This window comes from Rheinheimera sp. 4Y26 (genome assembly GCF_025245835.1).
In the GTDB taxonomy this organism is placed as follows: Bacteria; Pseudomonadota; Gammaproteobacteria; order Enterobacterales; family Alteromonadaceae; genus Pararheinheimera.
Genome location: NZ_JAOBWS010000003.1, coordinates 13,797 through 33,993, shown reverse-complemented (window position 1 = coordinate 33,993; position 20,197 = coordinate 13,797). Strand labels below are relative to the sequence as shown.

Sequence of the window (20,197 nt, the reverse complement as noted above, 5' to 3'; positions counted from 1 at the left end):
TGTCATTTGTTATATCCAAGCGGATAGGTTGTATTTTAAATAGAAACAGCTTTTTAGCCTGTTGTTCTGGTTATATCCTGTAGTAATAATCTTAAGCTGCTAATCCTTTAGCAAAGCTGTCATCATCCGGCTTGTCGGTTAAGGATGTTGCCTGATTATGAATAGAATAAAGTCCTGGTTCTTTTCACATATTGACGATGTAATCATTATTACTACCCTGTTGTTTGTTTCTGCTTTAGAGATATTTTTAATCAATCGCAAGTTTGGTGTTTTCACCGGCGGTTTTGGTAGTTCTATTGTTGTTGACAACCTGGGGGAGCAACTTTGGTTTGTACTGGGCTATTTGCTGGCGCAAGGTTTGTTCGCCATCTTGCTGTGGAGTTTTGCCCGTTTTATCACCAGACGGCTGCCCCGTTGGACCACCGCTGTTATTTTCAGTTTGTTGATGCTACAAACCACAATTCTGCTGCTGACGGTTAAGTTTCAGCTGCATAGTTATTTTAGTGATGCGCTAAGTTTTACTTTGGTGAAAAATCTTGGTGGCGGTAGTGTTGTTGATGCGCTGCTGTTTGTTTTTAATGAAGTTGCCGTCGGTTTGTTTGTTATTGTCATCATGCTGCTGATCAATCTGCTGTGCTGGCGTTGGCTAAAACAACGCTTGCATAGTGGTGCCAAAAGACAGGAGCGGGGGTTGTTATTGCCTGTTGTTGCAATCAGTGCCTCCTTTATTGTTTGTGCTTTTATGGTACCCAGAGTGGCTGGCGACACCCAGCATGGTTTGAGTAAAACACTGGCTTATCAGACTGGCTCGGTATTGCTGAATGCGGCAACAGATTTTGATGCGGACGGATATGGCCTGTTTCATCACCTGTATGATAAAGCGCCCTTTGATGGTGATAGTTATCCTTATTCCATTGCGCTTCACGCCGATAACAGTATCAGTATTGGTGGTTTTAACGCTAAGTTGCAGTTGGAAAAGTTAACTCCGCTTGCGGTAAACAACAAATTTTCAGCTGCACCTCCCCATGTGGTTGTGGTTGTTATTGAAAGTACCCGCAGTGATGTGATTGGCAAGCGGCTCCATGGCAAACCTGTGGCGCCTCATCTGGAAGCCCTGGTACAGGGGGGGAGTCTGGCGTCTCCGAACTTTAGTCATGTTGGTTTTACTACTTATTCGTTAAAATCATTGTTTAGCGGAGAGTTATTACCCGACATGCTATCTCCGTCTTTATTTGATGATTTCAAGAAAAATGGCTACAAAATTGGCGTTTTTTCCGGTCAGCCGGAAAGTTTTGGTGATATTTCTGCCACGGTGCGGATGAAACAGAATGCCGATATTTATGTTGATGCCGAAACCTTAAAAGACAAACGTGCTTTCAGTTTTGCCGCCAAAGGTTCTTTGCTGGTTGACGAACAACATCTGTTAAAAGCATTTGACAGTCACTTCAGTGAGGCGCGGCAGTGGCAACAACCGGTGTTTTTATATTTTAATTTTCAGTCACCGCATTTTCCGTATCATCACCCTGATGTGGCGCTTAACCTGATTAAAAAGCCGATAAAACGCGATGATATTTCAATTAAAAACAAAGATTTGGTTGCTGAGACTTATTGGAACGTTGTTGCGCATTCAGACCAACAGTTAGGCGCCTTGGTGGCAAAACTGAAACAGTTGGGGGTGTGGCAAAACACCCTGTTGTTTGTCACTTCAGATCATGGTGAAGAATTGTATGACGAAGGGTTTTTAGGACATGGACATGTGATTAATTACCATCAGAATGCAACATTTCTGGTGTCTAACAAAGCGAATAGCCTGCCACCAGGGCCGGTCAGCTTAAGTGATTTTCGCAGTATTGTTTTAGGTCTGGTTAATGGCACCCCACAGCAACAAGTGGCAGCGCCTCCATTTATGTATGTGGGGGGCTTGGCAAGACCCAATCAAATTGGTTTGGCTGGACAACAAGGTACTTTAACCACCTTAAAGTTTGAATCCAGAATGGTGTGTTTTGTCGAGCAGCAGCGCTGTAGTTCTTATGACACACTGGAAGGTGACGATGCCCACAGAGCAACACTATTGCTGCAGCGCTGGGCATCTGAGCTGGTGCAACGGCAACAACAAAACAGCCTGGATATTGTCAAAAGGTGAAGCAAAGCCGCGGCTGTTAAGAAACTTTTGAAGTCACCCGGTGAAAAACAGCATCAATCAGATGCTGTTTTTTTATCTGCTATTTAAACTTTTGTCTGGTTTAACACAAAAGTACAACTTATCTGCTGCACCTGTTGCCGCCAGACTTCTGTTGAAAAAGTGTGGTTAGCACCGGGCAAATGATGGTGCTCTGCCTGTTGCAGTAACTGTTGCCACTCTGGCTGTTGCTGGCATAAATCCAGAAACTCCTGTGCTGTTAAGTCTTCACCGCTGGTGATCACACACACCTTTGCCTGCAGCTTCGACCAGCTTTGCTGCATATGCAGCACGTAATTTTGCTCGTTACTTGCTTCAGGAGTATTGCTGACACTGACCGCTTTGCTGTTGGCCTGTTGCAGGTTTTGCCATAACGACTTCACGCTTTGCAGCACTTTAAAGTTGCCGGAGAATAATTTTTGCCAGAACTCTTTGTTGGTTAAACGCTTCAGGTAATAGTGTTTCACCATGGTTTTGGCATAACTTTGTTGCTGGCGCACCCAGGGGTTTAATAACACCAGTCCGGTCACTCTTGGATCTGGTTGTTGCCTCAGAGCCAGTAAAATTGCGCTGGCGCCATCACATAAGCCCCAGAGCACCACAGAAGTTAACTGGGGTTGCAGGCTAAAAAATTGATTGATAGCAGCATGAATATCAGCGCTTTGCTGATAAAAAGGCGTTGGCTCGCCTGAGCTGTCACCCATGCCGCTGACGTCAAACCGAAAAGCCGGAATGTTTTGCGCTGCAGCTGCGCGGCATATTTTGACAAACTGCCGGTGGCTGCCAATTCGGTATTGTGGGCCACCAACCACAATGAGTAACCCGGTGCTGCCAGCGGCAGGGCTTAAAATGCCCACCAAAGTTTGTTGCTGCTGTGTTGTTTGCGAAAGGCTCTGAAATTGAATGGCTTGTTCTGTCATGCTGTTTTGCCTGTTAAAAATTCGACACTACGGGCAATCAGCTCCGGGCTTTGCACCAGCTCTGTGGCATTCCACCAGGCCGGCCCCTGCAGCTGCGCAAACTCTGCGGCAAAATATTGCGACAACAAGCCCATACCTTTTTCACAAACCGGACTGATATTGGGCAACATGGAGGTTTCCAGCCACAACAACGGCGTTTGTTGATAAAGTGCGGGTAGGGCAGTTACATCTTTGAGTGCATAAATACTGCTGACAAAATTTTGTGTAATAGGGTAACCGGCAATTTCCACTACCTCACCTGTACTCAATTGATATTCCAGCTCTTTTTGTGTTGTTTTATTGCCTGTTGCCATTTGTTCGGCAATTTTTAAGCGGAAAAACTGCTGTAAAAAAGTGCTGCTTTGCAAATAAGGTTGCCATAACAGTATTTTATTTACCGGTAGTGGTAGGGCTTCTGTTGCCAATAAATCAATTAGTTGTAGGGCGCCATAGCGAATTGCAATTAATGAAACTGTTCGAAATCCTTCCTCTGCTAAAAAATCGAATGCTGATTTGTAATTCGCTCGCCACTGCTGGGCAGTTGCTTCTGATAGATCACCTTCGCTGTCACCTGTGCCAAACACATCAATATGGAAACAGCTAATCCCCTGTTGGTAAAGCATTATTTTTGTTTTATTCAGGAGATGCCTGGTTTTATTCGACTCTTCGGCAAAAGCACTAACAAAAAGCACAACATCACAACGATTAGCTGTTTGGTAGTAGTGGGTAAAGCAGCTGTGGCCATCAATTTGTTTAAATTGTGTGCTAATCATGACGAAACGCTTTCCGAAGTATCAGTTTCATGAAGGTTTTTAATTTCTGGAGCAGGGACAATAATTTGCCGCTTAAGGTGTTTATATTGAACATTTCGACGTTATAAATCGGAGATTTTTCGTTCATCCAAAGTTCTTTAAAAGGATCGCTGCCTAACAAAAAGTCTATTTTGCGTATTTGATTGTTAGCTGCATGTTGAATCATTTCGTAGGTAAGGATGCTGCCGGGTGATAAAGGGTCAAATTTCTTGTCTTGTGCAAGCTTAAAAATGCTTGCAACACCTGCATTAAAAATCCAAAGCTGAGCTGCCGTCGGTATATCGTCGATATAAACAAAACCAATATAAACATCAGCATTTTTATAGTGTTCTGTCATCAACCAGTTGATAAAATTGCAGTTTGGTTCCGAACATTTCCAGCTGTTTGCATAAACAGCCCAGTAGTCTTCTCTGTCCTTTGCATCAATATTGCTTTTAATCACCACGGTATAAGCACGTTTTTTCAGCTGCTTATATTTCCGGCTTATTGTGTTCTTGATTATCGAAGGGCGTTGCTGCCAATAGGCCTGGAAGTTGTCAAATTCGACAGAATAGTTTTTGGTGTGTTCGATAAAGTACAATGCGCCGGAAAATTTATCAGATGCAGACTGAATAGTTTCTAGTTGTGAGCTGCTCATCTCAGGCAAATAAAGTCTATTCCATTGTAGCCTGTTGTCATGTAGTAAATGGATGAAAAGCGACCATGCTGTTTCTTCATTCAGTACACTACTGTCGAAGAAGATAAACTGTGCTGGTGTATAAAAATTTGAGATCAGAGAAATACGTCCGTTTTTTGAAAACAGCGGCACAGCCAGGATTGCTGCATTGCCTTGCTTTACAAATAACATCAAAAAATTGTCGTTTTGAAGGTTTTTTGTTTCGACTTCAAAGCGGGTAATATTCTGAAACCAGCTGAGTGCGCCAAACACCTCATGTTTTTTATGTGATTCCAGCCAAAAAATTTGGCTGGAATTCAGTCTATTCAGCGGGACAATATGAACATCACAATCTGCCACATTTACCAGCATGTCAGGCTCTCTGCAACAATACTCGTTTAGCGAGTGCTGCCAGTGCGTAAACGAATGGTTTTAAATCCCTTTTGTCAAAATAAGTGAATGTTGGCTTTTTCTGATAAGGAGTCAGCGTTTTTTGTTTCCAGCACAATTCCAAAAACGAAAGTGGTTCACGTTCGTTATCAAACCAAATGGTAGGGGTGATGGTTGTATACCTGGGTACCTGTTCCCCAATTGCAAGCATAAACTCCTGATAAGGCTGATTTACTCCGGCTGCAATAATAATTTGCACTAAGAACTCAGTGCGGCCCACTGTAGGTTCAATAACCCAGTATTCACCATGTTGATCTTTTTTAAGTTCAAGAGCTATAGGGCCGTTTAATGCAAAAGGCTCAACAAACTGCGTGGCTAACTGTGCAACTTTGGCGTCATCATAAAGTTCAGCAATCGTTGCCTGGCCTCTTTCCGGTGGATATGAACGTAGTTTTCTGCCGGTGTTTATCTGAATCACTTCGCCATTTTGCAAGAGCATCTCGGCAAAATAGATACTTGAGTCCGAGCCTGCAATAAACTCCTGAGCGAGGATAGGCAGATCCTTTTGGAACCTGAGCAACGCCTCTTTTAGAGCAGATGGGTTTTTTATCATTTCTGTTTTGAATGATGAAAGTGGCTTTGCAGGTTTAATAATTAATGGGTATCTGAATTCATCAAGGGCAGAAAGATTTTCAGCTGCCGATGAAATAAGATAAGAGCGCGGGTAATTTAAGCCGCTGTTAGCAGAAGCAGCTTCAAGCTCCTCTTTCTTTTGCAGTTTTAGAATGTTTTCGTGGCAATTGGCCCAGCTGACTAAATAATGCTGACAGATTTCCTGAATATGACTACCTACAAACTTCACATGATTATCATTGGTTGGCATCAATACTATATCCTTCCACTGACTTAACGTGTTACGTATAGTGATCAGCGCATTTTTAAGATAGGTATCTTCGAAACTATCAACCTGAAAAACTTTTTCAACGCAGTTTGTTTGTACTCCTGGCAGAGACATATTTTTTTCAACTGCATAAACAACTACATTTTCCTTATGAAGTGCCCGAGCCATCGCAAGGCCATGACTACAAAGCCCAATGATTAATACCGCAGCATTTTTCTTTGCTTGCATGTTCTTTCCTATGACATTAGTTGTTTTATCAAACGAAGATGAAATTTCAGCGGATGTTGATCCCAGGGCGTAAACCGCTTTAAACGCAGCGGAGATGTTGCGGCTGTGGAATAACCCCAGTTGGTCATCACGGCTGACTTAAAACCAGCTGCTGCCACCCATTGCACTGCCACATCATCAAAATCACGGCCTTCCACGCCATTGGGGTAGGCAAAATGCTCAATTGGCTTGTGCAGAATTTGTTCAAGCAAAGTTTTGCTTTGCTCAATTTCTGCCTGTTGGGCTTTGGCATCCAGACTTTTTAAAATAGGGTGGTTATGGGTATGAGCGCCAATAGTGACCCCCAAAGCGGACAGCTGTTGCAGCTGACTGTCGTTCATCATACGTGGCGCGTATTCATCCGCCTGATTAAGCCTGTACAGCTCATCCACAGCCTGCAGCCGTTCGGCCACTGGCAAATATTTCAGTTTTTTTAATAACTGTTGCGCCGCGGTTATCCGGCTTGGCCAGTCGCCAAGCTGAATTTCAGCTTCGCTGGTTTTAAGCACAAAGCGGTTTGGGTCGGCGCATAAATCCTGAATGCGGTCATTCCACATATTGTCGCCATTTCGAAACGCTGTCGCCACATACACAGTGGCTGGAATGTTATATCTGGCCAGAATAGGTTGTGCCACTGTCAGGTTATTCAGGTAACCATCATCAAAAGTGACACAAACCGCGTTGGCAGGCAGTGTACCTGAAGCCAAACGCTGCACGGCTTCGTCAAGCGACAGCGGCGTAAAATAACGCGCCAATAGCTGCATTTGCCAGTCAAATTCTGCAGCCGTTGGTTCACTGGGGCGGATTGGGTCCCGTGTTGGTACTACCTGATGGTAAATCAGAATAGAAAGCTTGCCGCGACCAAGCAGCTGACCTGCCACTTTTAAAAAGGCGTGCAGCATCAGTGTGTGGCTCCCAGCTGTTCCAGCCACAACTCGAGGATCACCATGATCCAAATCAGCTCGCCGTAATAACCTGAATGCCCACTCTGGTAAATTTTCAAGGCTTCATCAATAAACTCAGCTTTGACAATGTGGCGCCCTTTGAGCTGGTTCAGGCTTTGTACGGTAAGTGCCTGTAGCGCTGGCTGTTCTTTCATCCAAACGCCAAAAGGCAAACCAAAACCGTGTTTGCTTTTAGCCAGGGTTTCATCCGGCAAAAAACCACGGAAACTGTTTTTATAAAAATCACGCAGTTTTTTACCTGGCAGCTTCAGTGCAGTTGGCACTTCACAGCTAAAATCCACCACTTCTTTTTCAAACAGCGGATAACGCACTTCAACGCCGGCTTTGTGGCACATAGAGCTAACTTTGACAAAGTCATTGTCGGCTAAGGTAAATTTCCAGTCGAGGTACATCATTCGTTCAACCGGATCGGCAGACTTGCAGGAGCCATAACGGTCACGTTTGGCCTGTGCCGGTGCATTAGCGTCAACCTTTGCTAAAAACTCAGCGCAGAACATATCTTCTAAGGCAAAACGGTTTAAAAAGTTGTAGCTGTCGAGCCGGTCGGGTAGTGGCACATTGGCCTGGTCGACATAACTTTTGGCTTTATTTACCACCGGTAATTTGGCCAGCGGCGTTTTTAATAACAACTCGAGCGGTGAGCGGATAAAACCAGGTACCTCTTGATACACTTCAAACACTTTTTGTTTTGCGTAACGTTCGTTACCGGCAAATATTTCATCACCACCATCACCAGCCAACATCACTTTTACACCATGCTGTTTGGCGATTTTGGCGCAGATAAAAGCCGCCATGGCCGATGAGTTACCAAAAGGTTCGTCAAAATAACCGGCAACTTCGACAAAGTTTTCAACTATTTCATTAGGTTGCAGATAGTGCACATGGTGGTTACTGCCAAAGTGTTTGGCGGTAATTAAGGCATACTCGGTTTCATCGTAGCCTTTGGCGTCAAACCCAATGGAAAAAGTACGGGCGCCTGGCTGGTTTTTACATAAATAACCACTGACCGTTGAGCTGTCGAGGCCACCACTTAAAAACGCGGCGTTGTTTGGTGCCACATTACGTTGTACTGCTTTGCTGATGGCATCACGGCATTGTTGCTGCAATTGCGCTTCAGTCAGTGCAGTTACCGGATAATCCGGTGTATACAGTTCTTGTTGTTGCTGTTTACCATTGGCAGCAAGGTGCAGTTCAGTGGCAGGTTCCAGTTTCAGCGTTTGTTTAAAAATAGTAGTGGCCGATGGAATACAGTGAAAAAAGAAGTAGTTAAAAATGGCCTGCGGATTTAGCGGCGCTTTGGTGGCCGCAGGGTGTTTTAAATGGTCGCTGACCCATAGGTGTTGTGTCTGCTGTTGCTGCACATCTGTCGCGGCAGGAATATGGTAATAAAGTGGCAGTGAAGCAACGTGGTCGTTCAGCAATAACAGAGAGCCATCGCGTTTATTCAGCAGCACCAGGCTAAAGAAGCCCGCCAGTTGGCTGTAATAGTCAGCCGGTTTTGCCAGCAATAATTGCAGCAGCCACTCTAAATTGCTGCTTTGTGGGTAATCTTCACCATAAGGCCGTACCCGTCCCAATACCAATAAAATAGCGTCAGCAGTTTCATATTGCTGTAACGGGTTTTTATGGTAAAAGCTGAATGTCTGGTGCCAGGATTCGGTTGTCAGCGTGAATTCAACAACTTGGCCGGCGAGGGCAGGACTGCTGAAGTTTTCAGTCGGGTTAAGGCTTTGGATCCACATACAAACTTAGTCTTCCCTTCAAAGTTTTTATTGCCGCTAAGTTACCTTTTTTCCGCCATCTTGCATAGCCGCAGGCCTGAATAAACAAAACCTTAGCTGTTTTGTATTGAGGGCACCCCATGGTCTTTCGCGAAGTAAAAACAGACTGATTTTTGTGCATTCGTTTAATCAAAAGAAGTTTGATAGTTTGATTTCTGCTAACAAAAAAGTATAAGGCTCATTTTTTAAATTTGATAACGTGTTTATATCCAAAATCAGACATGCAAATGCATAAATAAATAATTGATTTAATGATAAAATTTTTGTTTTTTAAACAACCAATAAAAGATTGTTTTGCTTTATCTCTGTGACCGGCCCAAAAACTCTGATAACCATACATAAAATGGCGTTCAGCCAAATATTGTTGGTATAAATCTTCTGTCAGGCAGTTGCCATCCGGGCTGCAGAAACCATATTTTTCAACTGCTGTTTGCAATACCAATAAACTGAAATTTTTTGCATGCACTTTGTTGGTGGTACTTTGCAGATTGGCACGGTATAACGCATACACAGTTTTGAGTTTGGCTATTTTGCCAATACGCGACAAACGCAGCCAATAATCATGATCTTCCCCAACCCTGAGCTCTTCGTTAAAAAAACCTACCGTATCCACAATTTGTTTTTTGATCACAATGCTAATGGTATGAATAACTGAGCTTTGTAACAAAGGCAGATATAACCATCCTGTTCTTTCTGGTTGTAACTCGAGCCGCTGTTCAGGGGATGGTTGGTTAAATGATGCTGGATCATTACCATCCCATACCGACCAGCTGCAAAAACAGGCAATAAAATCCGGATTTGTTTGCAAAAACTCCAGCTGGGCACTGAGTTTACCCGGCAACCATAAGTCGTCGCTATCAAGAAAAGCGATATAGTCACCAGTGGCATGACGAATACCGTTATTACGAGCCGCCGCCGGGCCCTGATTGGGCTGAACAATAACCCTGATACGATCACCATAACTGGCAAGCACTTCCAGGCTATTATCTTTTGAGCCGTCATCTACCACAATCAGTTCAATATTGGGGTAGTCCTGCTGTAATACACTGTCAACGGCCTGACGTACAAAAGCGCCGTTGTTGTAGCAGGGCATAATTACGCTGACTTTGGGGCACAACACATTAGCCTGCATAACGGCTCCGCAGCTCTGTGGCTTTTGCCAATAAACGCTCGGTATTTTGTTTTAACCTGTCATCATCACTTAAAAACATCTGCTGTTTTGCCGCCAACTGTTGTAAAGCTGATGCGCAGCTATCGACAACTTGTTGACTGGAGCGTGCAATTGGCGCTTCTTGCCAGTGGTTTTGCCACAATGGCGTGTTGTGCAGCAGGCGTTTAATTTTATGTTTGACAGTGTCTTTGAAACCAAAAAGTTCATCACCCCGGTACACCGCCGGCAAAAAGTTAAATTCAGCTGTGACTGCAACTGAATCTAACCAGTCTTGCCATTTAAATTCGGAAATATGCGGATAAGCTTTTGCTGGCGTCCAGGGAACACGAAAAGCATCGGCCAGTATGGCGCCGTGCATGGCTTCGGTGATCAGATGTTTACTTTGTTTGATCTCTTTAAATACCTGCAAAAATGGTTGCCTTGGGTCAATAAAATGAACACCGGCCTGAGTGCACAGATATTGCCAGTCGCCAAGCAAAGCACTGTGGCAATGTGGCATATAAGAAGTTTGGTAACGTTTTTCCAATGACTCATTAAAAAACAACGGTGTCAACATAGCCGCATCGGTAATGGCGGTTTCAGCACTCAGACCCAGTGCTTTAGCAGTCCGAGGTCCACGTACACAACTGAATGTCCAGTTGTCATTGATGGCCGGCAGTTGACCATAACCGTGACCAGAACCAAATACCGTGACCTTATTGGCGGTTGGAATACGGTGGTTTAATAAAGTGCCGACACCAACCAGCAGGTCTTGTTCATTGTCGTCCAGCAGCTCCGGGAATAACTGGCCAAATAACCATGGATTTAAATCGTCACCAAAATTTCCATGCGGATCTTTAAAATAATACAGTTTCATAGCTATCCATAAATCAAAGTCTGAACTTTGCAGCTTCCAGTAGTTGAGCGCGGTTAAATACCCAGGATAATAAAAGGTAAAGCACGGCACCGGCAAAAGATTTTAGCAACAACAACACTAGCTTATGCCAGTCGGCAGGCAGGTAAACTGACAACCAATACAGCGCCCCTAAGGTTAAAGCTGCAACCAAAGCTGGGCGCAGCATTGTTGCAATTAACATAAAAAAAGGAATATCTGCTCTGCGGGTAGATAAATTCAGCGCAAAAGCCAGAATTAGCGGTGTGGCAATCAACCAGGCCAAAGCCAGGCCTTGTAAACCATAAGGGGCAGCAAAATAAAATAACAAAGCCACCACCACACAAGAAAAGCTGACATGTTGCAAGCCCGTTTGCGGGTGACCAAGTGCTTTTAATAGCGGTGAAAATAAATTACTGACAATCCGAAATGGCACTGTCAGCAGAATTATTTGTAAAGCTATAACAGCTGGTAGCCATTGTTTACCAAGTAAAAGCTCCACGAGTTCTGGTGCTACAGCACTAAAAATAGAAAACAGCGGGAAAACAGCAAAACAAATCAGCCGAAGCATATAACTAAAAATGCGGCGGCACTCGGTCGGATTGTGTTTGATATTGGCGTACATCGGATAAGCAACTTCGTTCACCAGTGGCATAATTTTGACCATAGGCAGCAAGGCCAGATGCATGGCAAGTGCATAATAGCCCAAAGTCTGGCTGTCAATTTGATTAGCAATCACCAGAATATCCACTTTCATAAACAAACCAAACAGCAAACTGGTGGCGGCCACTGTCAGGCCAAACTTCAGAGGCGACCACATGCCGGTGAGTTCAAAAGCGGGTAGGTAGAACTTTTTCAAAATAAGGTTGTAACCCAAAGTTCTGAGCAGAATATTCAGCAGGCTGGAGATAATCAGTGACCAAAACCCAAAACCACCATAGGCCAATACCAATGACAGCAATGCAGTGCTAACCGCCGCATAAAGGTCTATTTTGCCACGGGATTTAAAATCCATATTTTTAGCAAGAATGCTGGATGACAACACCAGCCAGGGGGTGAACATAAACACCAATGCACTTAAACGCAATACCAGCGTGAGGTCGGGTTGATTGTAATACCGCGCTAAATAAGGCGCTGAGATTAACAGCAGTGAACACATCACACTGGTGAGCAGCAATAACAAACTCAGCACTTTTTTATTAAATTGCTCGTCTGCATCGGTGCGCTGGATCACGACATCACCCAAACCTGCGGAGCAAAATAACATCACTAACATAAAAATAATTTCAGTTAATGCCACTATGCCGTAGTCAGCAGGGGTCAGGTAGCGGATCACAATCAGCGAAATCAGCCAGGTTGCGACCTGCGACATACCCCGTAGATACAAGGTCCACTTAAATGCCTGACGGGCTGTGTTTAATGACGATGACATAAAACTTCCATAAAAGGTCTGACAACAATCGGAAAAACTTAAATCTGATGACCTTTTTCTTTTAACATCCGCCGCAGACCCGGCAAGGGGTAGCCTCTGGCATAAGCCACTTTGGCATGTTGTTTCGCCTTTTCATAATCATTGGTTTTAAAATAATAAATACCAATAAAATAATTTAAGTCGGCAGAAGTTTGTTTATGTTTCTCATCTGCTGAGTTTAAGATAGCAATTGCTTCCTGAGTTTTGCCTTTTTTATCGTGTTGACGGGCAAGCTCAATGTAAGCAGGCAAATAGCTAGGGAGCTCTTTTAACAGAGTCTTTAATGTGGCGCTGCTTTTATCAAATGAACCCACAGAGAACTGAGCTCTAGCCAAATTTAACTTTATTTCTCCATAAAACGGATTGTGCTGAGGTACTTTACGAGCAGTAAAACTAATTTCATTAAGTGCTTTTTTATAAAGGGCGGCCTTTTTTCTTTCATCAAGAGTTTGTTGCGCACGCTTCAAAATGACGAGACCAGCACAATAGTGCCAGGCTCCACCTACTTTTTCGGCGTCAATAAAAGCTTGCTTCTTTTCAGTGGCCGAAAATTTGTCTGCATAACCTAATGATCGCCCAATAACAGAGCTACCGTAAAATAACTGACATGACCTGTGCAGCTGGTTGAATTCGGATTCAGTTATCACTACATCAAAAGCCCGGCTGGAAAATGAGGCAATACAACAAAAAATGCCAAAAATGCTTAGGTAAATTGTTGAATAACTCATGTTGATTTGCCTGTTTATAAACTAAAAAAGAACACCAAAACGCAATTCGGGCGCTTTGACAAGATTGAACAACGGTTAGCTTTTGGCAACATCAGCCGTTGTTGCTGTGGTATTGGCAAGGATAATATTACATACCACCACCAAACCAAATACAGCGTAAATCAAATCAAAATAAGCCAGGCTGACGTTCATCCCGGTAATACAATATCCAATAATTGATACGTTCAGTGCACTACAAAAATTCTCCAGCCAGCCTAAGCCCAGTTGTTTTGCTTTGCGCTGATTAGCCCTATTGGTTAAAAAACATTTGCTCAGAATAATGATAAATAAAAACAAACCAATAAAACCGTGATCGCCAAGCACCTGAAAATAAATATTATGGGCAGCTTTGGGGGCCAAATCAGCTGGGATAGGGGGGGTTTCCAGTGGACCAAAGTTTGGGGTAAAGGGGGCATAATAACGCCATAAAATTGGGTCCGTCACAGCTTTGTAACCAGCTCCGGTCAGAGGATCATCCAGTGCAATTAACGTTGATATTTTCCATGCCCAGAGTCTGCCAATAAAAGAGCTGTCTTCGGTCGCTGCAGTACTGACTGTGTTCTGCCGTTCACGCCATTCTTCCGGGGTTTGGCTATATAAAAAAGGTAAAAAGGTGAAGGCCAAAATGGCCCAAATCACTTTTTTATCGCTTTTTAACCAAGCGGCAAATGCAATAATACTTAAACCAATAAAGCCACCGCGTGAATAAGTGCCGACTACTGCAACTATATTCAGAATAGCCAGGATCCATAAGCCTTTTTTCACGAAAGTATTTTCAGTGACATAAATCAGAAAGAAAACCAGAGGCAAGCACATATTAATAGCAACAGCCAAGTCGTTACGATCAATAATAATACCAGCTCGGCCAACTATCTGGTGGCCTCCTCCGGATAGTAAAAATTTGACGGCTTCCATTCCGGCATAAGATGAAATTGACAATACAATACACCAGACAAAAGTAATCAACTGATGCTTAGTTCGAAGAATGAGTGCGGTAAAAACAAATAATAAAGCTGTTTTGAAATGTTCAATATATTCTGCATTTACGTCAGAAGCATGAATGGTATTTTGTGCCATTGTCGAAATAAAACACATCAATAAAAATAAAATAATAAAAAAACCAACACTACCGATGGAAAACTTCTTCTCTTTAAATACAATCAGATAAGACATTAAAGTAACAAGAACGATCGTAAAATTCATCCGTAAGCTGGTAGAAAAACCAAAGGCCCATTTGGTGGGGGCTGTTAGGGCTATCCAAATCCAGGCGGAAACGCCGATATAGGGTTTTTTAAAGGAATAATAAATGGCCATAAAAAAGAAGGCGACCAGCAGAATATCGCGCATTAGTTGTCATCCTTATTCGCTGACCAGCGAAACAGGTAAATCACGGCGACAACAACGGCCAGTAAATACAGCTGGTCAATCATAACGGCACAACCTTGCTAATAACATAACGGTATTTGCCAGACTTTTCTGGTGCTATTTCAGCAACATACTCAATATCGATATGTACGTCCTGGCCTAAACGTTGTTTAAATTGCTGCTGAATGACAGCTTCAGTTTCAGCTGGCAGCTTGTTGTTGGCAGTGACAATTTGCACCTGGCTATGCAGCAGGCTGTGCTGGGTAATTTTAAAACCGTCGATGGCCGGAATGTCGCGCAGAATATAAATCAGCGCCAGACCGTGCATCATGGTGCCATTGGCTGCCACCACAAAATCGGTCGAGCGGCCTTCAAGTTGTTCCAGCAAAGGCAAGCCACGGCCACAACTGCAACTTTGGGTGGATAAAGCCGCAATATCGCCGGTGCGGTAGCGCACAAAAGGGAACTCGGAGGTGGCGAGGTGAGTGACCACAATTTCCCCCTGAACACCTTTTTCGACCGGTTTGCCTTCGCGGTCAACAATTTCTACCACTATGTCTTCCGCGCTGATATGCATGCCACCTGCCGGGCATTGGTGGGCAATAAAACCGGCATCGCGGCCGCCGTAACCATTGGCAACGGGGGCATTAAATACCTGCTCAATCAGTTCACGCTGGTAGGGGTAAAGGCGTTCTGATGTAACAAACACAACCTGAATGCCAAGACCGGTTAAATCAATCTGATGTTTAACGGCGTTTTGTGCAATCAGGTGAAACACTGAAGGGTAACCAAACAGCATTGTTGGTTTGGTGTCTTGTATTTGTTTAATAAAATCAAGGAGCTTTGCTTCGGTTAAATCAAAGGCCGGAATAAGGGTGGAGCGAAATAGTTTATCGCGCCAGATTTTAATCTTGTCTTGTTTGGTGAGTTCAATAGGGGAGCCCCAGGCCACAATTTCTTTATCACCTATATCTACATTCCACCAGCGGGTGGCGCGCCATTTTGCCGCCACATCATGAGAAACACGCTCGTTCCCCAGCAAAAATACCAATGGCTGGCCGCTGGAGCCGCCGGTATTAAAGCGTTTCAGCGGGCCGGCATTGTCGGCTTTAAAGTGCTCAAAATGGTTGCGGATCACATCTTTGGTTAAAAATGGCAGTTTAGTTAAGTCAGCAGCAGTGCGGATGTCATCCGGTGTTAACGAAAGTTTTTTAAACAGTTCGCGATAATAGGGCACATGCTGGTAAATGCTTTGAATAAACGCCTGTAATCTTTGTGACTGAATGCTGGCAATGTCACTGCTGCTTTGCCACTGGCTTTGTTCCAGGCGCTTAAACTCTTTCACGGTGTGGTGTTTTTTTAACCATTCGTGAAGGGGGAACAATAGCCCGGCTACCAGCTTTGTATATAAAGAAGTGCTCATTGTGAACCTGCCTGATTGCGGGAGCTGATGGCTGTCTGGTATGTATGAAGCAGTGCCTGGCTGACACTTGACCAGGCAAAACGGGCAGTTTTTGCCAGGCCATTTTCTACCAGCTGTTGACGCAGCCTGCTGTTGGTTAAGACTTCGACGGCGTGTTGGCTAAAAAGTGTTGCATCACCGGGTGGCAATAGCACTGCATCCACACCGTCAGAGACTAAATCCGGAATACCACCGACATTACTGGTTAATACCGGTATGCCACAAGCCAGCGCTTCGATAACCGAATTAGGGCTGTTATCCACCAAACTGGTATTGAGCATTAAATCTGCACTGCGATACAGCTCAGCCATCTGGTCAGCATCGAGCCGGCCGAGAAAATGCACTGAATCGCTGATTTTTAATTCCTGGCAAAGAGCTTTGAGTGCATGTTCTTCCGGGCCAGAACCTGCCACCGATAATGTTGCCTGAGGTAAGCTGGTTTTGAGCAGGGCAAAAGCACGAACTGCGGTGGCAATGTCGTAAATAGCTTCAAGATTACGCGTCACAATAAGATGAGGTTTTGCCGGGATCACTCTGAGTTTGGCATTTAAATCAGCGGCCGGATAAAAGCGTTTTTGTTCCAGCACATTGGGTATCACAACTGCATCAGTGGCAAATTCAGCAAACACACGGCGTAAATAGGCCGAAGGCACCACTACAGCACTACAACGGCGCACCGAGGGGCCAACCACAGACCAGGCACCTTCGAAAAACTGTTTGGCATGGCCACCACGATAATTCATCACCATAGGTTTTTTGCGCCAATGGGCAATCCAGATAGCCGGAGCTGCAAATAGATGCCAGGACCAGCCAGAGTTAGCCATTAAATGGCAGACATCGTTATTGCCGATATTGCGGTATAAAGCCAACAGATAAGGAACAAGACGAAATACAGCTCTAAGCCCTGGTACTTTGCCGATAAACACCGGTTGATAAGGCGCGTTCACCGCAACCATGTTCACAACCGCACCTTCCTGCTCCAGTAATAATTTCAGCTGGCGTGTTTGATTGGCCATACCACCGGCAGGCGGAGGTATGGGGCCAATTAAACAAATGCGCAGGCCAGCGAGCTCATTTTGCATGGCAGAGTCTCTGATAGATGTTCAGATAAGGGCTACAGGATTGTTGCCAGTTCCGCACATTTTCCACAAAGTTGCGGCCATTTTGCCGAATTTGCGGCCATTGTTCGGTGGCATTTAACAGCTCGACAGCCGCATTGCTTAACGCGGTCACATCGTCACTTTGAAATAACCAACCGGTTTTACCATGTTCAATCAGTTCATGGTGTCCACCGACATTAGATGCCAGCAGCACCTTGCCTTGCGCCATCGCCTCCAGCGGCTTTAATGGGGTGACCAGTTCAGTCAGGCGCATGGATTTACGCGGATAAACCAGTAAATCCACCAGACTGTAATAACTGTTCACCACGCTGTGTGGCACCCGGCCAGGCATGATCACATGCTGCTCCAGCCCAAGCTCACGAATTTGTTGCTCCAGCGCCTGTTGTTGCGGGCCACCACCGACCAGCAATAACACAGCGTCCGGCACCTGCTTTAAAATGGCTGGCATAGCCGCCACCAGTAAATCCAGCCCTTCGTAAGCGTAAAAAGACCCGAGAAACCCCAGCACTTTTTTACCTTGCAGGCCAAGCTTTTCTGCCAGCTGCTGGTCTTTTTGGTTAATCAGCTGAAACTGTTCAACATTGACTGCATTGGGAATAGGCGTAATTTTATCGGCAGCTATGCCACGGCTGAGCATATCTTTGCGTAAACCTTCACAAATGGTGGTGACAGCGTCGGCACCTTTGAGCACATAGGTTTCCATGGCTTTGGTCAGGCGATAGCGTAAGTCACCTTCTTTACAGGTGCCGTGATCAACTGCAGCATCTTCCCAAAAAGCCCGTACTTCATACACTACCGGAATGCCGGCGGCTTTACCGGCTAACAGCGCGGCCATACCGTTTAATGCAGGGGAGTGCGCATGAATTACATCAGGTTTTTCCAGCGCTATCACTTCCAGCAAGCGTTTTTTCATCGCCGGAATAAGGATAAGCTGGTTCAGCACAGGGATTTTGCTGAGGAAGCCGTCAGGCGCTTCGGTGCGGTAAAAAGTGAGTCCGTCGACAGTTTCTTTTGCCTGTTGACATGCACCTTGTTTCGGGCTCGTGACATGACAGGTTTGAAAACCCATATTGGCTTGTTGCTGCAAAATAGCGCGCGAGCGGAAGGTATAGCCACTGTGCAGCGGAATTGAATGGTCGAATAAGTGCAGAATTTTCATCGGGATATGCCTTATTCCAACCTTAAAAAGCCATCAAACATCATCAGGGTCCAGAGTGATGCACTGTTGTCTTTTAAACCGCTGATATGATCTTTGACTAAACGTTTTAATTGGGCTGGGTCAAAAATGCCACAGCTGAGCATACGTTCAGACAAGACAGAGTCTTGCAGTTTTTGTTGCAGCGGACCACGGAACCAGTCGGCCAATGGCACTGAAAAGCCCATTTTTTTCCGGTACAACACATCATGCGGCAGATGAGGTTCCATCAGTTTTTTCAGACTGAATTTACCAACACCGTTTTGCAGATTGGCGCCTGATTCAAGCTTAAAGGCCCACTCGATAAACTTGTGATCTAAAAAGGGCACCCTTACTTCCAGCGAATGTGCCATCGAAGCACGGTCGACTTTGGTTAAAATATCGCCCACTAAATAAGTCTTTAAATCAAGGTATTGCACTGTTTTTAACGGATCTAACGCTTGTGTGTTTTTCTGATAACGACGGAATACCTGCAGCGAATTGTACCCATTGAGTTTTTGTTTAAACTCCTTCGAAAACAGCTTTTCACGTTCGTCAGCACGCAAAATAGAGATAGAGTTGTGATAACCCTCAACCGAGTCCATCGCCATCGACTGAAAAGTGGTTTTGGCACGCAGGAATTTCGGCGCCCAGTCGAGTTTTGGATACAACTTGCCAAGCGGCGCAAAAACGGCTTTACGCAGGCCAAGTGGTAGCAGGTTACGCACTTTATCTTCATGTAAATGCATATTGTAACGACGGTAACCGGCAAACACTTCGTCACCACCATCACCGGAAAGCGCAACAGTTACTTTTTTGCGTGCCATTTGGCAAACCCGGTAGGTGGGCATGGCTGAGCTGTCGGCATAAGGCTCGTCATACAGCGACGGCAGCATATCAATCAGCTCGAAATCATTTTGACTGACCACCTGCACACTGTGATTGGTGTGGTAACGGTCTGCCACCATCTGGGCAAATTCGGTTTCGTTAAAAGTGGGCACGTCAAAACCAATGGCACAGGTGTTTACCGGCTCGCTTTGTAACTGCGACATCATGGCAACTACGGCAGATGAATCGACACCGCCGGACAAAAAGGCGCCAAGAGGTACGTCTGCCACCATGCGAATGCCAACAGCTTCTTTAAACCGCGTTACCAGTTCGTTTTGGGCTTCTGTTGAGGTGACATCTTTGGACCACTCGGTTGGAATATCCCAATATTGCTCCGGCTCAGGCAGGCTGGTCATGCCTGGTGTTAACAACATGCGATAGCCTGGTTCAAGCTTAAAACAATGCTGATAAATGGTATAAGGTTCAGGTACATAACCAAAACTGAAATAGTCTTCAATAGCGGTATGGCGCAGCGTGCGGTCAAATTTCGGATGCTGTTTTAAGACTTTTAATTCAGAGCCAAAAATAAACTCATTGCCTGGCAATAAACTGTAAAACATCGGTTTTACGCCCAGCCGGTCGCGGGCCAAAAACAGGCTTTGGGTTTTTGCATCCCAGATACCAATGGCAAACATACCGCGCAGATGATGCACACAATCCACACCCCACTCACGCCAGGCGTGCAGAATAGTTTCGGTGTCGCCCTGACTGATAAACTGATAACCCTTGGCCTGCAGCTCAGTACGCAGCTCTTTAAAGTTATAAATTTCGCCATTAAATACCACACAGACGCTGTTATCCGGTGTACGCATCGGTTGCGGGCTGCCATCAAGGTCGATAATAGATAAACGGCGGTGTGCCAGGCCAACACCGGGCGCAAAAAAATAATCGCCGGCGTCCGGCCCCCGATGCAACTGGCTGTCGTTCATCTGCCTTAAGGTGTCGGCATCGGGTTGTTGTTGGCTAGTCGGAAAATAAATGCCAGCGATTCCACACAT

At 44.9% G+C, this 20,197-nt stretch carries 16 protein-coding genes; 1 reads left to right on the top strand and 15 read right to left on the bottom strand.

Going from position 1 to position 20,197, the window contains the following annotated elements:
- The first annotated feature begins 157 nt into the window (after positions 1-157).
- The gene (locus N3Z11_RS05485; protein ID WP_260656152.1) at positions 158-2,143 is read left to right on the top strand and encodes an LTA synthase family protein; all 1,986 of its coding nucleotides are present in this window, start codon (positions 158-160) and stop codon (positions 2,141-2,143) included.
- Between the two features lie 83 nt (positions 2,144-2,226).
- Here the strand turns inward: N3Z11_RS05485 and N3Z11_RS05480 are convergent, their stop codons facing one another.
- From N3Z11_RS05480 to N3Z11_RS05410, 15 genes are all read right to left on the bottom strand, one after another.
- Positions 2,227-3,099 carry a hydrolase 1, exosortase A system-associated gene (locus N3Z11_RS05480; protein WP_260656151.1) on the bottom strand — a complete coding sequence of 291 codons (873 nt, stop codon included), beginning with the start codon at positions 3,097-3,099 and terminating at the stop codon, positions 2,227-2,229.
- Entirely contained in the window at positions 3,096-3,506 is a 411-nt protein-coding gene (locus N3Z11_RS05475) for a hypothetical protein (RefSeq protein WP_260656150.1), read from the bottom strand. Before N3Z11_RS05475 ends, N3Z11_RS05480 begins: the two co-directional genes overlap by 4 nt.
- Before the next feature lie 397 nt (positions 3,507-3,903).
- Positions 3,904-4,977, bottom strand: coding sequence for a GNAT family N-acetyltransferase (locus tag N3Z11_RS05470; protein ID WP_260656149.1), 1,074 nt, complete (start codon positions 4,975-4,977; stop codon positions 3,904-3,906).
- Position 4,978: 1 nt separating this feature from the next.
- Positions 4,979-6,124, bottom strand: coding sequence for a hypothetical protein (locus tag N3Z11_RS05465; protein WP_260656148.1), 1,146 nt, complete (start codon positions 6,122-6,124; stop codon positions 4,979-4,981).
- Between the two features lie 8 nt (positions 6,125-6,132).
- On the bottom strand, positions 6,133-7,065 hold the full coding sequence (locus N3Z11_RS05460; protein ID WP_260656147.1) for a polysaccharide deacetylase family protein: 933 nt from the start codon (positions 7,063-7,065) through the stop codon (positions 6,133-6,135).
- Positions 7,065-8,870 (bottom strand): asparagine synthetase B family protein, encoded by a 1,806-nt coding sequence (locus tag N3Z11_RS05455; RefSeq protein ID WP_260656146.1) that lies wholly within the window; start codon positions 8,868-8,870, stop codon positions 7,065-7,067. Before N3Z11_RS05455 ends, N3Z11_RS05460 begins: the two co-directional genes overlap by 1 nt.
- 217 nt (positions 8,871-9,087) lie before the next feature.
- Positions 9,088-10,041 carry a glycosyltransferase family 2 protein gene (locus N3Z11_RS05450; protein ID WP_260656145.1) on the bottom strand — a complete coding sequence of 318 codons (954 nt, stop codon included), beginning with the start codon at positions 10,039-10,041 and terminating at the stop codon, positions 9,088-9,090.
- Positions 10,031-10,936 (bottom strand): polysaccharide pyruvyl transferase family protein, encoded by a 906-nt coding sequence (locus tag N3Z11_RS05445; protein WP_260656144.1) that lies wholly within the window; start codon positions 10,934-10,936, stop codon positions 10,031-10,033. Before N3Z11_RS05445 ends, N3Z11_RS05450 begins: the two co-directional genes overlap by 11 nt.
- A 13-nt stretch (positions 10,937-10,949) precedes the next feature.
- Positions 10,950-12,383 carry a lipopolysaccharide biosynthesis protein gene (locus tag N3Z11_RS05440; protein ID WP_260656143.1) on the bottom strand — a complete coding sequence of 478 codons (1,434 nt, stop codon included), beginning with the start codon at positions 12,381-12,383 and terminating at the stop codon, positions 10,950-10,952.
- Positions 12,384-12,421: 38 nt separating this feature from the next.
- Positions 12,422-13,150: a tetratricopeptide repeat protein gene (locus tag N3Z11_RS05435; protein WP_260656142.1), complete on the bottom strand. Its 729-nt coding sequence runs from the start codon at positions 13,148-13,150 to the stop codon at positions 12,422-12,424.
- A gap of 75 nt (positions 13,151-13,225) precedes the next feature.
- Entirely contained in the window at positions 13,226-14,536 is a 1,311-nt protein-coding gene (locus N3Z11_RS05430) for a putative O-glycosylation ligase, exosortase A system-associated (protein ID WP_260656141.1), read from the bottom strand.
- A 79-nt stretch (positions 14,537-14,615) separates the two neighbouring features.
- Positions 14,616-15,977: a phenylacetate--CoA ligase family protein gene (locus N3Z11_RS05425; protein ID WP_260656140.1), complete on the bottom strand. Its 1,362-nt coding sequence runs from the start codon at positions 15,975-15,977 to the stop codon at positions 14,616-14,618.
- Positions 15,974-17,098: a glycosyltransferase family 4 protein gene (locus N3Z11_RS05420; protein ID WP_260656139.1), complete on the bottom strand. Its 1,125-nt coding sequence runs from the start codon at positions 17,096-17,098 to the stop codon at positions 15,974-15,976. The genes N3Z11_RS05425 and N3Z11_RS05420 overlap by 4 nt, the downstream gene beginning before the upstream one ends.
- Positions 17,088-18,296 carry a TIGR04063 family PEP-CTERM/XrtA system glycosyltransferase gene (locus N3Z11_RS05415; RefSeq protein WP_260656138.1) on the bottom strand — a complete coding sequence of 403 codons (1,209 nt, stop codon included), beginning with the start codon at positions 18,294-18,296 and terminating at the stop codon, positions 17,088-17,090. Before N3Z11_RS05415 ends, N3Z11_RS05420 begins: the two co-directional genes overlap by 11 nt.
- A gap of 11 nt (positions 18,297-18,307) precedes the next feature.
- A complete protein-coding gene (locus N3Z11_RS05410) occupies positions 18,308-20,197 on the bottom strand; it encodes an XrtA/PEP-CTERM system amidotransferase (protein WP_260656137.1) in 1,890 nt (629 codons plus the stop codon).

Coding starts and splice junctions, on each gene's coding strand:
- N3Z11_RS05485 (WP_260656152.1), top strand. CDS start 158: ATGAATAGAATAAAGTCCTGGTTCTTTTCACATATTGACGATGTAATC.
- N3Z11_RS05480 (WP_260656151.1), bottom strand. CDS start 3,099: ATGACAGAACAAGCCATTCAATTTCAGAGCCTTTCGCAAACAACACAG.
- N3Z11_RS05470 (WP_260656149.1), bottom strand. CDS start 4,977: ATGCTGGTAAATGTGGCAGATTGTGATGTTCATATTGTCCCGCTGAAT.
- N3Z11_RS05465 (WP_260656148.1), bottom strand. CDS start 6,124: ATGCAAGCAAAGAAAAATGCTGCGGTATTAATCATTGGGCTTTGTAGT.
- N3Z11_RS05460 (WP_260656147.1), bottom strand. CDS start 7,065: ATGCTGCACGCCTTTTTAAAAGTGGCAGGTCAGCTGCTTGGTCGCGGC.
- N3Z11_RS05455 (WP_260656146.1), bottom strand. CDS start 8,870: ATGTGGATCCAAAGCCTTAACCCGACTGAAAACTTCAGCAGTCCTGCC.
- N3Z11_RS05450 (WP_260656145.1), bottom strand. CDS start 10,041: ATGCAGGCTAATGTGTTGTGCCCCAAAGTCAGCGTAATTATGCCCTGC.
- N3Z11_RS05445 (WP_260656144.1), bottom strand. CDS start 10,936: ATGAAACTGTATTATTTTAAAGATCCGCATGGAAATTTTGGTGACGAT.
- N3Z11_RS05440 (WP_260656143.1), bottom strand. CDS start 12,383: ATGTCATCGTCATTAAACACAGCCCGTCAGGCATTTAAGTGGACCTTG.
- N3Z11_RS05435 (WP_260656142.1), bottom strand. CDS start 13,150: ATGAGTTATTCAACAATTTACCTAAGCATTTTTGGCATTTTTTGTTGT.
- N3Z11_RS05430 (WP_260656141.1), bottom strand. CDS start 14,536: ATGCGCGATATTCTGCTGGTCGCCTTCTTTTTTATGGCCATTTATTAT.
- N3Z11_RS05425 (WP_260656140.1), bottom strand. CDS start 15,977: ATGAGCACTTCTTTATATACAAAGCTGGTAGCCGGGCTATTGTTCCCC.
- N3Z11_RS05420 (WP_260656139.1), bottom strand. CDS start 17,098: ATGCAAAATGAGCTCGCTGGCCTGCGCATTTGTTTAATTGGCCCCATA.
- N3Z11_RS05415 (WP_260656138.1), bottom strand. CDS start 18,296: ATGAAAATTCTGCACTTATTCGACCATTCAATTCCGCTGCACAGTGGC.
- N3Z11_RS05410 (WP_260656137.1), bottom strand. CDS start 20,197: ATGTGTGGAATCGCTGGCATTTATTTTCCGACTAGCCAACAACAACCC.